Genomic DNA, 13868 nt, shown 5'->3' with positions numbered 1-13868 from the left:
CAGTCGAGAACGTCACCGCCAACGCCTAGACTCGTGGCCGTCATGGATGCGCTTTTCGAACTCGACGGCTCCGATCCTTCGCAGCCCACGCCTGCCCGCCCCACGCCGCCCGCGCCCGCCGCCGGTGGCGACCCCAGCTTTGACCCCGGGCCGGAGCCGGACTTCGAACCCGTTCCCGAGCCGGAAGACGAGCCGATGCCAGCAGAAGCCTGGTTGCCGCCCGTCACTCAGGCATCGGCCCCCTCCACCCGCACCGCTGTTCCATTGGGCGAGGACTCTCCGCTCGTCCAGGGCCTCAACCCGGCTCAGGCGGAGGCAGTGCTGCACCAGGGTGAGGCGCTGCTGATCATGGCCGGCGCAGGGTCCGGCAAGACTCGCGTGCTCACCCACCGCATCGCATACCTGCTCGAGTCCGGGCGCGCGCGCCCGCATGAGGTCCTCGCAATCACCTTCACCAACAAGGCCGCTGGGGAGATGCGCGAGCGCGTCGAGAATCTCGTGGGCCCGGAGGCTCGGCGGATGTGGGTGTCGACGTTCCACTCCGCCTGCGTGCGCATGCTGCGCGCTGACTATGAGGCCGCAGGCCTGAAGTCGAGTTTCTCGATCTACGACTCATCTGACTCCGCGAACCTGATGAAGCTGGTGGCGAAGGAACTCGACATCGACCCCAAGAAGTTCAATGCGAAGGCATTGCTCAACCGGATCGGCAAGTTCAAAGACGAACTGATGAGCCCGCAGCAGGCGCTCGTGTTGACGGAGTCCGCCTCCAAGTTCACGATCGACCACGCGGCCGGGCGCGCGTACGGCGAGTACCAGCGCCGGCTTGAGGCCGCCAACGCCGTGGACTTCGACGACATCATTGTGCGCACGGTGCACTTGCTGCAAAACAACGACGACGTGGCCCGGCGCTACCGCGAGAGGTTCCGTCACGTGCTGGTCGACGAGTACCAGGACACCAACCACGCGCAGTACACGCTGGTGCGCGAACTCATTGGTCCCGAGGGAGACGCGTCGCTTCCGCCAGGCGAACTCACGGTCGTGGGTGACGCGGACCAGTCGATTTACGCATTCCGTGGTGCCACGATTCGCAACATCATGGAGTTCGAGAAGGACTACCCGAACGCGCATATTGTGCGGTTGGAGCAGAACTACCGCTCGACTCAGAACATCCTTACCGCCGCCAACACGGTGATCAAGAACAACGCTGACCGGCGCCCCAAGAACCTGTGGACAGACTCCGGCGCGGGCGCAAAGATCTCTGGCTACGCGGCCGAGAGCGAGCAGGATGAGGCGAAGTGGATCGCCGACCAGATCAACGCGCTGCGTGACAGCGGGGACTACGCACCCAGCGACATGGCGATCATGTACCGCGCCAACGCCCAGTCCCGTGCGCTAGAAGAGCGCTTCATGAGGGCGGACATCCCGTACAAGGTCATTGGCGGCACGCGCTTTTACGAGCGCAAAGAGATCAAGGACATGCTTGCCTACCTGGCCGCGGTAGTGAATGAGGATGACGACATCGCTATGCGTCGCATCATCAATACCCCCAAGCGTGGCATCGGCGACACCGCGGTCGAGGGCATTGATGGGTTGCGGCGGTCGCTGACCACGGCCGATGCCTCGGTGAGTTTTGGCGACGCGCTACGCCGGGCAGATGAGGCCGGTTTGCAGCCGCGCGCGGTGCGCGCGCTCGGCGACTTTGTGTCGCTCATGGATGACCTTCGCGCGCTCGCGGTCGACAACGGGCCGGCCGGGGTGCTCGATGCCATCGCCGACCGCTCGGGCATGCTCACCGCATACCGCGCGAGCGACGATCCTCAAGACGCGAGCCGCGTGGAGAACATCATGGAGCTCGTGGCCGTTGGCCGTGAGTTCTCGGAGGAGAACCCCGACGGCACCCTCGAGGACTTCCTGGAGAAGGTCGCGCTCGTCGCGGACGCGGACCAACTTCCCGACAACGAGGACGGCGGAGGCGTCGTCACGATGATGACGCTGCACACGGCGAAGGGCCTCGAGTTCCCCGTCGTGTTCCTCACCGGCATGGAAGACGGAACGTTCCCGCACATGCGATCGATCGAGTCTGGCGCGACAAAGGACATGGAAGAGGAACGCCGCCTCGCCTATGTGGGTCTCACGCGAGCACGCCAGAAGCTCTACCTGACGCGAGCTCAGGTCCGGTCGAGCTGGGGTGCGCCGCAGTACTTTGGGCCGTCGCGCTTCACCGAGGAGATCCCCGCCGAACTGATCGAGTGGGAGATCGCGCAGACGTCAATGCAGCAGCTGCGGGCGCGGTCGGATCGCGGCACAAGCCGGTCGGGTTCGTGGTCAGGCATGGGCTATGGCTCCGGGGGCGGCTATGGCGGCTCCCAGGATCGCGCCGACGGCAACACCTACAGCCGCGCGGGCGCAGTCTCGACCAGGCGTGTCCCGCCCAGCCCACCCGGTGGGGCCGGTGGCGACATCGGTTTCGAGGTGGGGGAGCGCGTAATGAGCGACAAGTTCGGCATGGGCAAGGTGGTCGGCACCGAGGGGGCTGGCCGCAATGCAGTCGTCAAGGTCGACTTTGGCTCAGAAGGTGTCAAGCGACTCGTCCTGCGATTCAACTCGCTCGAGAAGCTCTAGCCGCACGACCGGCCGCCGAGGCGCACTGGCTGCGTGCGCGGGCCGCTCGCGCCCGTTTGCGCCCGCCTCTACCCGACCCCACCCGCCCCCACCCGCCAAATGGCTCCATTTCGCTGTTGAAGGGCCCTAAAACAGCCAAATGGAGCCATTTGGCAAAGGGGGTGCGAGGAGGGCCGACGCCGAGCATGGGCGGGCGCTAGGCTGGCCTCGCAGCAGTCCCCAGCCCCCGTGCGAACCCAGGAGGAACCCGTGGATACCAGGACGTCAAAGGTCTCGATCATCGGAGCGGGAGCGGTGGGCTCCACGCTCGCATACGCGGGCTTGATGCGCGGGTTCGCGCGCACGGTCGCTCTCTACGACATCAACAAGGCGAAGGTCGAGGCCGAGGCGCTCGACCTGGCGCAGGGCATCCAGTTCATGCCGGAAGCGACCGTGCTGGGATCCGACGACGTCGAGGTCTGCCGCGGGTCCGACGTCATTGTCGTCACCGCAGGGGCCAAGCAGCAGCCCGGACAGACGCGCATGGACCTCGCTGGCGCGACCATCGGCCTCATGGACAAAGTGCTGCCGCCGCTGATCAAGGTCGCACCTGACGCCATCTACATCATGGTGACCAACCCCGTCGACGTCGTGACGCTTGCCGCCATCAAGAAGTCCGGCATGGACCCGGCACAGATGTTCGGTTCGGGTACCGCACTGGACACCTCGCGCCTGCGTCACCAGGTCGCGGCCAAGTGCGATGTCGCGGTGGGCAACGTTCACGCCTACATCGCCGGGGAGCACGGTGACTCCGAGGTCGCCTTGTGGTCGTCGGCCACGGTCGGCGGCCAGCCGCTGTCAGAGTGGCGCGACCGCGACGGCGCGATCGTGATGGATGAGGCCGCTCGCGAGCAGATTCACCACGACGTGATGCGTTCCGCCTACACGATCATCGAAGGCAAGGGCGCGACCAACTACGCCGTTGGTGCTGCGGGAGCCCGCATTGTCGAGGCGGTCCTTGGCGACCAGCGCCGCATCATGCCGGTGTCAACGCTCATCGACTACCCGAACGTCGGAGAGGTGTGCATGTCTGTGCCTGCGGTCATTGGCCGCCACGGCATTGAGCACCACGCGGACGTCCCCATGGATGACGCCGAGCGTGCCGCCCTTGAGGCCTCCGCACGGTCGATCCGCGAGACTGCGGACAAGTTCGGAGTCTGACCGGCGCCGCGGCGACCTAAGCCCCGGAGCGGCTTTCCGCGACGATCACGGGCGTGCCTGGCGCCACGGCATCGGCGATCTGCGTGATCACGTCATTGGGTAGCCTCACGCACCCGTTTGATACGTCCTGACCCATCAGGTCGGGCTGGTCGGTGCCGTGGAGGGCGATCTGTGGATCCCCGCCGTTGAACTCCGTCAGCGTTTCCGAATAGCCGTTGAGCCCGAGCGCATAGGCGCCGTAGGTGCCCGAGGGATTCGAGGAGAAGTCCAGCGGGTCCGTGATGAAGAACGTTCCCACTGGGGTGGGTGACGCGGGGGCGCCGATGACGGCCTCGGAGGTGAGCGTGATGTCGCCCTCCTGGACGAGGTCAACTTCGCGTTCCTCCAGGTAGACGTGCACGGCGGTCGTGGTGGACTCCACCGTGACATCGTCCGCACGCACCCAGGCCTCGCGATGGTTAGGGGCGCCGACGAGCTCGACCTGGAACCACTCGTCGTCCCCGACGGTTTGCGCGCCAAACGCCATGAGTGTGGTGGGGGCGCCGTACGCCGACCACTCGCCGTACGTCTGGATTGGTGACGCGTCGCCGGGAGCGGCAAACAAAGCGAGTTCCTCGACGGCGGTCGTGAGCACGGCCTCGCCTGGTTCCAGGGCGATAGCGCTGCTCGTGGGGGACGGGGAGGGCTCGTGGGGGGCCGCCGTGTGTGACGTGCTGGGGGTGGGGGATGGGGCCGATGCTGGCTCGTCTTCAGCGCCCAAGACCTGGATCACGATGATGACCGTGATCACGGCCGCGGCAGCGGCCGCGATGATCAGGGGGAGTCGGCGGCGAGAGGTGTCAGGTCCGGGGGAAGTCACCGGTCAAGGGTAAGCAACAACGGCAGCTACGCCAGCACGGGCACCTGTCTGTACGGGGCGTTGCCCAGGCATCGGCCCTCCTCCACAGGACGAGCAGCCGCGTTACTAGGCCGTCACATGCACGTACTAGGCTGTGCTCCACGGACCCCGGCGTGCTAACCCTGCGCGCCGTTCGCGACAAGCAAGGACGCACATGGATCTCTACGAGTACCAAGCGCGCGATATGTTCGAAAAGCACGGCGTACCCGTGCTGCCCGGCATCGTCGCCGAAACCCCCGCGGAGGCTAAAGCCGCCGCAGAGCAACTGGGCGGCGGAACAGTCGTCGTCAAGGCTCAGGTCAAGACCGGAGGCCGCGGCAAGGCCGGCGGCGTCAAGCTCGCCCACTCGCCCGCGGAGGCAGAAGCCGCCGCAGAGGCCATCCTGGGCATGGACATCAAGGGCCACACGGTGCACCGCGTGATGATCGCCGCGGGTGCCAAGATCGCCGAAGAGTTCTACTTCTCTGTGCTGCTGGACCGCGCGCAGCGCCGTTACCTGGCCATGTGCTCGGTTGAGGGCGGCATGGAGATTGAGCAGCTCGCCGTGGAGCGTCCCGAGGCGCTCGCCCGCGTCGCCGTGGACCCCCTCGTGGGCATCGACGCCGCGAAGGCGCGAGAGATCGTCGACGAGGCGAACTTCCCCGAGGACCTCAAGGACTCGGTCGCGGACGTGATCGTGAAGCTGTGGGGCGTGTACGCCAATGAAGACGCCACGCTGGTCGAGGTGAACCCCCTGGTGCGCACCGAAGACGGCCAGATCATCGCGCTGGACGGCAAGGTGACGCTCGACGAGAACGCGTACTTCCGTCACGCGGACCACGCTGGTCTGGAAGACAAGAACGCTGCCGACCCGCTTGAGGCGAAGGCCAAGGCGCTCGACCTCAACTACGTGAAGCTCGACGGCTCCGTCGGCATCATCGGAAACGGTGCGGGCCTGGTGATGTCGACTCTCGATGTCGTCGCCTACGCCGGCGAGAGCCACGGGAACGTCAAGCCCGCGAACTTCCTGGACATCGGTGGCGGCGCGTCCGCTCAGGTGATGGCCAACGGCCTCGACGTCATTCTCAACGACCCGCAGGTCAAGAGCGTATTCGTCAACGTGTTCGGCGGAATCACCTCGTGCGTCGAGGTCGCGAAGGGCATTGTTGGCGCTCTTGAGCAGCTCGGCGTCTCCGCGACGAAGCCGCTCGTGGTGCGCCTCGACGGCAACGCCGTGGAGGAGGGCCGCGAGATTCTCGCCGCCGCCAACCACCCGCTCGTCACCATCGTCGAGACCATGGACGGCGCAGCGGCCAAGGCCGCCGAGCTGGCCAACGCGTAAGGAGCATCAGACATGGCTATCTTCATCAACTCTGACTCCAAGGTCATTGTCCAGGGCATGACTGGCTCCGAGGGCCAGAAGCACACCGCGCGCATGCTCGCATCCGGCACGAACATCGTCGGCGGCGTCAACCCCCGCAAGGCCGGTACGTCAGTCGACTTCGACGGCACCGACATCCCCGTGTTCGGATCGGTGGCAGACGCCATGGCCGAGACCGGCGCCAACGTCACCGTGTTGTTCGTGCCCCCGGCCTTCACGAAGGCCGCGGTCATCGAGGCCGTCGACGCCGGTATCGAGCTCGCCGTCATCATCACCGAGGGCGTGCCCGTCGCTGACACCGCGGAGTTCTTCGCCTACGCGCAGTCCAAGGGCGTGCGTCTGATTGGCCCCAACTGCCCCGGACTCATCACGCCCGGTCAGTCCAACGTGGGCATCACCCCTGCGAACATCACCGGTAGCGGCAAGATTGGCCTCGTGTCCAAGTCCGGCACGCTGACCTACCAGATGATGTTCGAACTGCGCGACATTGGCTTCACCACCGCCGTCGGCATCGGTGGCGACCCCGTCATCGGCACCACCCACATCGACTGCCTCGAGGCGTTCCAAAACGACCCCGAGACGGAAGCGATTGTGATGATCGGCGAGATCGGTGGAGACGCTGAGGAGCGCGCCGCGGCCTACATCAAGGAGCACGTCACGAAGCCCGTCGTGGGTTACGTTGCCGGCTTCGAGGCGCCCGAGGGCAAGACCATGGGCCACGCCGGTGCCATCGTGTCCGGCTCCGCAGGCACCGCGCAGGCCAAGAAGGAGGCCCTTGAGGCCGCAGGCGTGAAGGTCGGCAAGACTCCGACCGAGACCGCCGAACTGATGCGCGCCATCATCAACGGCTAAGTCGTTCGACCCGTCACGGCCCGTCTCCCCGCTGGTAGGGGAGGCGGGCCGTTGCGCTTCCCCCTGCCGCCCCCCGCCCTCGCCCCGCGCCCCCACCCCCCCCGTGCATGTGAGTGCCGGTTTAGGTGCTGATTCCGGCACTGAGATGCACGAGAGGGGGCGTGGGCGTGGGTGGGGCGGTCGGCTGCGAGGCGGCCTGCGCGAGGCGGTCCCTCGATTTGGCGGACCGGTGGGTGACCATGGAGCCATGCCACGCTCCCTCACCCACGACGCGCGCGCCCTGGCCCACACGGTCAAGGGCTGGTTTGCGGGCTACCCGGGATGGGTCGGCGGAGTCCTGACGGGACTCCAAGGCGCGCTGATCCCCTACCTCGTGGTGGTGGTGCTGTCGCTGGCTGTCATCGCCTCTGATCCCGGGGCCACGACCTCGTCGGGCATCAACTGGGGCTCGGCATTCTCCGTCGCAACCACGGTGTTCCTCATGGCTCACGGCGTGCCCGCAGTGGCAGGCGGGGTCACGTTCACTCTGCTGCCTGCGGGGCTCACGCTTCTGTGCGGCGCGGTCGTAGCCGCGTGTGCGCGGCGCTTCGCGACGCGGTCGTGGGTCAGTTGGGGCCTCGCGACGGGCGCATATGTCGCAGTCGTGGGCGTGATCGGCACCTTCGCGTTGGGCTCGGATGCCGACGGCGGCAGCCTGGTGGTCCGCGCGTGCACGGTCGCCGCGATGGTGGCCGGTGCGTCGGCAGCCATCGGGATCTGGCGCGCGCATGGGGCCTCGTTCTCCTGGATCCTCGAGCTGCCAGACTGGGCCCGGCGCGGCCTGCGCAGGGGCACGGCAACGATGGCCCTCGTGGTGTGCGCGGCATCCGTCGCAGCCGTGGTGACCGTGGTGATGCACGGCGGCCAGATGGCACAGTGGGCGACCGGTCTGGGCGTGGATGCCATTGGCGGCATTGTGCTCGCGATTGCACAGTTGGCCTACGCGCCCGCCTTCATTGTGTGGATGCTGTCCTACCTCGCGGGGCCGGGGTTCGCGGTGGGGGAGGGGACATCGTTCTCGCCAGGTGTGGCACAGGCCGATGCGCTCCCACAGATCCCGCTCTTGGCGGCACTACCGGACGCGACAGCGACGTGGCTGGTGTGGCTACCGGCGCTACTTGCGGTGCTCGCTGGCGTGGCACGGGTGATGACCCGCCGGCGCGCCGCGTTGACGTGGGAGGACGCGGCGAGCGACGGAGTCGCGCTCGCGGTCGCCGCGGTGGTGACAGGTGGACTCGCCGCGATGGCCTCCGGAGCCATGGGACCCGGAGTGCTGGCCTCGACGGGCCCCGCGATTGTGCCGGTGACCGCCTCTGTGATCGCACTCACCCTCGCGGGCTACGCGACGGTGACCGTGGGCATCGCTGCCGTGCAGTGGCGGGCCCGCAGGCGCGCGCGTGCGTCGGTCAGCGGGACTGAACCCGAGCGTCCGGTGACGCGCCCTGACAACGAGACGGGGGCATCGGCCCGCTCCGAGGCGGAAGCCACCCCTCGCACGTAGACCTCTACGGCGCGGTGATCCCGAAGCGCTCGTAGATATCCTCAGTAATGCCATTGATCGCGTCCTCGTAGTCCGCCTCGCACTGCGCCTGCGCGGAGTTGGTGACGGCCCGCTCCATGCAGTTCTGCAGTTCCACGATGGTGTCTTGGAACACGACCATGGTGACTCCCATGAGCAGCGAGAATCCGGCCATCGCCATGCCGAGCGTGATCGACAAGCGGAACCCTGAGATGGCCTTGTTCTTGCGCGTGAGGATCAGGATGCGGATCGCCATGACAATCGCGATTGGAGCAGTCACGAGCATGCCAAACGACAGCGGGATCGAGAACAGGTACAGCACCACGGTGATGCCCAGCACGACGGTGAACCACGTCACGCTCCGACGGACATTGTCGGGCATGGTGGGACGCGGGGTTTCGTTCTCGGCCACGGTGCTCCTGAGGTAGGTGGTGGCACCAGCATGCCGATAGGCTCGCCTCCGTGACAAACCGGAAGCGTGATCAGCGGGTCGTGGTGCTCATCTCTGGGGCAGGTTCCACCATGCGCGCGGTGCTCGCCGCAGCGCAGGACACCGGCTACGGCGCGCGGATCGTTGGCGTGATCTCTGACCGCGCGGACGCCGCCGGACTGGACATCGCCCGCGACGCCGGAATCCCCACCGCCGTGGTCGCGCTCGCTGACTTCCCCGATCGCCACGCGTGGGACGTCGCGCTGGACAAGTCGATCGGCATCTTCGAACCCGACCTGGTGCTGTGTGCGGGGTTCATGAAGCTCATCGGCGCTCCCACCTTGGACTCGTACAGCGGTCGCATCGTCAACACCCACCCCGCGCTCCTGCCCGCCTACCCTGGCGCGCACGGCGTGAGGGACGCGCTCGCGAACGGCGCGAAGGTGACGGGCTGCACTGTCATGCTCGTCGACAACGGCGTCGATACTGGCCCCATTCTCGCTCAGGCGGCCGTAGAGGTCTGGGACAATGACACGGAAGATTCCCTCCACGAACGCATCAAGGTCGTGGAGCGCGCGCTGGTGGCGGACACCGTCGGCAGAATGGCGCGCGAAGGATGGACTATTCACGGACGCCGGGTGATGCTCGGCTCACAGGAAGGCGAAGCATGACTCAGCGGCAGCCGGTGCGCCGGGCCCTTATCTCGGTGTACGACAAGACTGGCATCGAGGACCTTGCTCGTGGCCTTGCTGACGCCGGCATCGAGATCGTCTCGACCGGTTCCACGGCCTCGCGCATCGCAGACGCCGGTGTGCCCGTGGTGCCGGTGGAAGCCATCACCGGCTTCCCCGAGTGCCTGGACGGGCGTGTGAAGACGCTGCACCCCCGCGTCCACGCCGGCATCTTGGCCGACCGCCGCCTCGAGTCGCACCGCGAGCAGCTTGTCGAGCTCGACGTGGAGCCCTTTGACCTGGTGGTCGTCAACCTCTATCCGTTCGTAGAGACCGTGGCCTCCGGTGCCGAGCAGGACGCCGTCGTGGAGCAGATCGACATCGGTGGCCCGTCTATGGTGCGCGCCGCAGCCAAGAACCACCCGTCCGTCGCGGTGGTAGTTGACCCCGCTCGCTACGGAGACGTCCTGGGCGCCGTCGCCGAGGGTGGCTTCACGCTCGCCGAGCGCCAGGGCCTCGCAGCGGCAGCCTTCCGCCACACCGCCGACTACGACATCGCCGTGGCCTCGTGGATGACCTCGGTGGTCGCCCCCGAACCGGAGTCGACGTTGCCGAGCTGGGTCGCCGCGTCGTTTGACCGGACCCAGACGCTGCGTTACGGCGAGAACCCGCATCAGGCTGCCGCGGTGTACGCGGATCCCGCGGTCGCTGGCGGGCTCGCCCAGGCGCAGCAGCTCCACGGCAAGGAGATGAGTTTCAACAACTACGTCGACGCGGATGCCGCACTGCGCGCCGCATACGACTTCGACGGCCCGGCGGTGGCCGTCATCAAGCACGCGAATCCCTGCGGCATTGCCGTGGCGGACACCATCGCTGAGGCGCACGCGAAGGCCCACGCGACGGACCCCGTCTCCGCGTTCGGCGGCGTGATCGCCGCGAACCGCCCCATCACGGTGGAGGCAGCGCATCAGATCAAGGAAATCTTCACCGAGGTGGTGGTCGCGCCTGGGTTCGAGGACGGTGCCGCCGAGGTTCTGCAGGCGAAGAAGAACATCCGGCTCCTGGTGGTCGACCCTGCTCCGTTGCGTACAGAGTGGCGCCGGATCACGGGTGGGCTGCTTGTGCAGCAGGCCGATGCCGTGGACGCACCCGGCGACCCGGCTGACACGTGGGAACTGGTGGCGGGAGACGCGGCCGACGACGCGACATTGGCAGACCTCGACTTCGCGTGGCGCGCGTGCCGTGCCGTGAAGTCCAATGCGATTTTGCTGGCCAAGGACGGGGCAGCGGTCGGGATCGGCATGGGCCAGGTGAACCGCGTGGACTCGTGCGGCCTCGCGGTCTCGCGCGCAGGCGCGGAGCGCGCGGCTGGCTCAGTTGCCGCGTCCGACGCGTTCTTCCCGTTCGCCGACGGCCTCCAGACACTGATTGACGCGGGCGTCAAGGCGGTGGTGTCACCTGGCGGGTCCGTTCGTGATCAGGAGGTCATTGACGCCGCCAACGCGGCAGGAATCACGCTCTATCACACGGGCACGCGGCACTTCTTCCACTAGGAAGCGGACCGCGACGAGGAGACTGAGGTCATGACCGAGCCCGCGCCACGCGAGTCGGAGTCGCCCGCGCCGCACGCCGGTGACGACGGCGCCGTCAGCGACGCCTCGGGCCACACTTCGCAAGAGGCGGACCCGGTGCCCTTGCCAGCTGACAACACCACGCAGACGCGCGCCCTGACCGCCGTGGTGGTGCTTGTGGTGATCGCACTGTGCGTCGCGGTCGGTGCCCTCGTGAACGCGCAGGCCGGCACGCTGTTGCTGGCGGGCGCGGCATTCGCTGGCGTGGCGCTGCGAATGTGGCTGCCGGCGGGACGGGCGTTCTCGGTGCGTCGCCGCGCCGTGGATATATCGCTCATGCTCGCCTTCGGCGTCGCCCTGGCGTTCTTGGGGCTCACCACCCCGCTGGGGTAGTCCGCACGGCGGCTATTCGAACAGCCACGCCGCCTGCGCTCGGAGCTGCTCCTCCACCATGGGAGTGAGGGTACGGACATAGGTCGCTGACAGGTGGTCGTCGTCGCGATACATCACCACGTTCCCAGTAATCACTGGGCAGGTGACGCTGTCGCACAGCCACGGAGTCAGGTCGAGCGAGGCCGCGAGGTCAGGCACGGTGACAGCGTCCGTGACGTCGATCTGCGTGGTCGCGGCCTCTGGGTCCGTCAGGTCAGCGCGGCTCCCGCCGCCAGGGATGTCAGCGCCGTTGATGGTGCCGGCGCCGCTTGTGAGGGGGCTCGATGCCTCCAAGGCGGCGTCAGTCTCTTTGGTGCATGCGCTCTGGTCAGCTTCCGTGACACCGTTGGTGGCTATGCACGTGGGAACGTCCCACGCGAACCGGGGGTTGTCCCGGATCGTGACGACGCCGATGCCCTGGTCAACGAGCCTTCCCCACAGCAGTGCCTGGGAGGCGAGCACGCTCTCTCGGGACACCTCAGGCGGCGTGACGGTGCCAACCGTCACCACGGCATCGGGCCGTTGGCTCACAATCACGTCCTCGGCTGATTCGTTCCATACCCGGCACGCGTCTGAGCCGTAGAACATCGGCCCGGGGTCTTGAAGGCGGCACCCGTCCTTCTCAACAATGACGAGTTCCCAGTTGTACTCGCGCGCGAGCGGCTCGATCGCCGCGTACCACTGCAAGGCATGCGAGCCGCCTGACATCACGACCGTGTGGCTGGGGTTGTCCGGAGCGGCCTCGTCCTCGCACACGAGCACGTCGGTGTAACGCGGTTCATCCGGCCAGCGCTGGTAGCAGTCGCGGTTGTAGAAATCGAGGGGGAGGTCCTGGTTCGCGGCGGAGATGGAGGGGCTCAACGGTGCGCTGTAGTCGGCGCCCGACACGCCCCAGGCTGCGGCGCCAGGGTTTCCTGGAACTTTGTCCTGGCCGCCTGATGCGCTGGGAGCAGGGGTGGCCTCTGGGGTCTGGTGGGCAAGCGCTGAAAGCTCGGCGTCGCGCTCGGTGCTGAGGTGCTGGGCGTAGGCGCCACTCGGGAGCGCGACAACGAGGGCCGCGCCAGCCAGCAGCGGGACGACCTGCCGGCTCCGACGTGCCGGCTGGCGCAGCCATTGCGTGGGCCGGGCCCAGATGGCGGCGCTCGCGCGTGCGAGGAGGTAGGAGGCGGCGAGCACCACCAGGGCTGTGCCAGGGCCGATGCTCGTCGTGGCGGTCGCGGTCATGACCGCGATGAGAATGGGCCAATGCCACAGGTAGAGGCCGTACGAGACCGCGGCCACGTGGGCGACTGGCCGGACAGACAGGACGCGTCCGAGCGACCTCCGGGAATTCTCGGCTGCGGCGGCGATGACGGCGAGCGCCGCCACGACGGGCACAAGCGTGGCGGGCCCGGGGTAGGCGTGCGCACCGTCGATCCACCATCCGGAACACACAATGACGACCGTGCCCAGCCAGCCGGTGACGACTGCGGGGCGTCCCCGCAGCATCCACCGGGACGGGGCGAGCGCGAGCAGCGCACCTAGCCCCAGCTCCCACGCTCGCGCCGGTCCTGAGAAGTAGGCGCGTTGCTGGTCGGAGTCGACCAGCTCCATGGCGTAGAGGAAAGACGCGATGGTGCTGGCGGCGAGGAGCGCGACCAGCAGGATGTGCCGTGTGCGCGGTGTGGCTCCGCGGGCGAGCACCACCAGCCCGGCGATCACGATTGGTAGCAGGAGAAACATCTGGCCTTGGATGGACAGCGACCAAAAGTGCTGCAAGGGGCTCGTGGTGGCGCTGGCAGCGTCGTAGGCCTGTTGCGACCGTGCGAGCTCAACGTTCTCCACATAGAGCGCTGTGGCCGCAGCCTGCCGGTAGATGGCGATCAGGTGGGTTTCCGCAAACGCCCATGGGGCGGTGACCGCGACGGCTGCAATCGTGAGCAGTGCCGGAGGGGTGAGCCTCGAGAATGTCGCTGCCCACCTGCGTACGACGGCCCGCCAGGGGTGGTCCGTGGGTGCGCGGCGCAGGGATCGCGTCAGGAGAAAAGCGGAGATGACGAGAAAGACGTCCACGCCGCCGGAGACTCGCCCGTTTCCAAACAGGTGGTACGCCACCACCAGCGCCAGCGCGAGGGCGCGCACACCGGTGAGTGCTGGCAGGTACTCCCGGGAGCCGGGGGACAGCCAGGTTGTCCCCCGGAGTGGCTGCGGGCCCGCGGGTGCGTCTGTGGTGGCGATGGTCGTTCCCTCCTCACATGGCCCTCACCGCACTGAGGGCCCGGTACCCGCAGGTAC

The 13868-nt window shown here is 67.4% G+C and carries 11 protein-coding genes; 8 read left to right on the top strand and 3 right to left on the bottom strand.

Going from position 1 to position 13868, the window contains the following annotated elements; all coding sequences use genetic code 11:
• Positions 1-42: 42 nt before the first annotated feature.
• Together pcrA and AOP75_RS02935 are read left to right on the top strand one after the other, a co-directional pair.
• Positions 43-2622 carry a DNA helicase PcrA gene (gene pcrA, locus AOP75_RS02940; RefSeq protein WP_083966650.1) on the top strand — a complete coding sequence of 860 codons (2580 nt, stop codon included), beginning with the start codon at positions 43-45 and terminating at the stop codon, positions 2620-2622.
• Positions 2623-2871: 249 nt separating this feature from the next.
• Positions 2872-3822, top strand: coding sequence for an L-lactate dehydrogenase (locus AOP75_RS02935; RefSeq protein ID WP_062076858.1), 951 nt, complete (start codon positions 2872-2874; stop codon positions 3820-3822).
• A gap of 16 nt (positions 3823-3838) precedes the next feature.
• Here the strand turns inward: AOP75_RS02935 and AOP75_RS02930 are convergent, their stop codons facing one another.
• Positions 3839-4681, bottom strand: coding sequence for a L,D-transpeptidase (locus tag AOP75_RS02930; RefSeq protein ID WP_062076857.1), 843 nt, complete (start codon positions 4679-4681; stop codon positions 3839-3841).
• Between the two features lie 193 nt (positions 4682-4874).
• Here AOP75_RS02930 and sucC point away from each other — a divergent pair, with 193 nt between their 5' ends.
• From sucC to AOP75_RS02915, 3 genes are all read left to right on the top strand, one after another.
• Positions 4875-6041, top strand: coding sequence for an ADP-forming succinate--CoA ligase subunit beta (sucC, locus tag AOP75_RS02925; RefSeq protein WP_062076856.1), 1167 nt, complete (start codon positions 4875-4877; stop codon positions 6039-6041).
• Positions 6042-6053: 12 nt separating this feature from the next.
• A complete protein-coding gene (gene sucD / locus AOP75_RS02920; RefSeq protein WP_062076855.1) occupies positions 6054-6932 on the top strand; it encodes a succinate--CoA ligase subunit alpha in 879 nt (292 codons plus the stop codon).
• Positions 6933-7179: 247 nt separating this feature from the next.
• Entirely contained in the window at positions 7180-8472 is a 1293-nt protein-coding gene (locus AOP75_RS02915; RefSeq protein ID WP_062076854.1) for a cell division protein PerM, read from the top strand.
• A gap of 4 nt (positions 8473-8476) precedes the next feature.
• Here the strand turns inward: AOP75_RS02915 and AOP75_RS02910 are convergent, their stop codons facing one another.
• Positions 8477-8902: a hypothetical protein gene (locus tag AOP75_RS02910; RefSeq protein WP_062076853.1), complete on the bottom strand. Its 426-nt coding sequence runs from the start codon at positions 8900-8902 to the stop codon at positions 8477-8479.
• A 50-nt stretch (positions 8903-8952) separates the two neighbouring features.
• Between AOP75_RS02910 and purN the strand changes: the two genes are divergently transcribed.
• From purN to AOP75_RS02895, 3 genes are read left to right on the top strand one after another with little or no spacing between them, the layout of a single operon-like run.
• Entirely contained in the window at positions 8953-9591 is a 639-nt protein-coding gene (gene purN / locus AOP75_RS02905; RefSeq protein ID WP_062076852.1) for a phosphoribosylglycinamide formyltransferase, read from the top strand.
• Entirely contained in the window at positions 9588-11144 is a 1557-nt protein-coding gene (gene purH, locus AOP75_RS02900) for a bifunctional phosphoribosylaminoimidazolecarboxamide formyltransferase/IMP cyclohydrolase (RefSeq protein ID WP_062076851.1), read from the top strand. The genes purN and purH overlap by 4 nt, the downstream gene beginning before the upstream one ends.
• A 30-nt stretch (positions 11145-11174) precedes the next feature.
• Positions 11175-11555 (top strand): DUF3017 domain-containing protein, encoded by a 381-nt coding sequence (locus AOP75_RS02895; protein ID WP_062076850.1) that lies wholly within the window; start codon positions 11175-11177, stop codon positions 11553-11555.
• Positions 11556-11567: 12 nt separating this feature from the next.
• Here the strand turns inward: AOP75_RS02895 and AOP75_RS02890 are convergent, their stop codons facing one another.
• The gene (locus tag AOP75_RS02890) at positions 11568-13715 is read right to left on the bottom strand and encodes an acyltransferase family protein (protein WP_062076849.1); all 2148 of its coding nucleotides are present in this window, start codon (positions 13713-13715) and stop codon (positions 11568-11570) included.
• Between the last annotated feature and the right edge of the window lie 153 nt (positions 13716-13868).

The organism is Demequina globuliformis, assembly GCF_000975155.1.
GTDB classification, from domain to species: domain Bacteria; phylum Actinomycetota; class Actinomycetes; order Actinomycetales; family Demequinaceae; genus Demequina; species Demequina globuliformis.
Note: the sequence above shows the minus strand (reverse complement) of the source record. Positions and strands in the feature narration are given on the sequence as shown.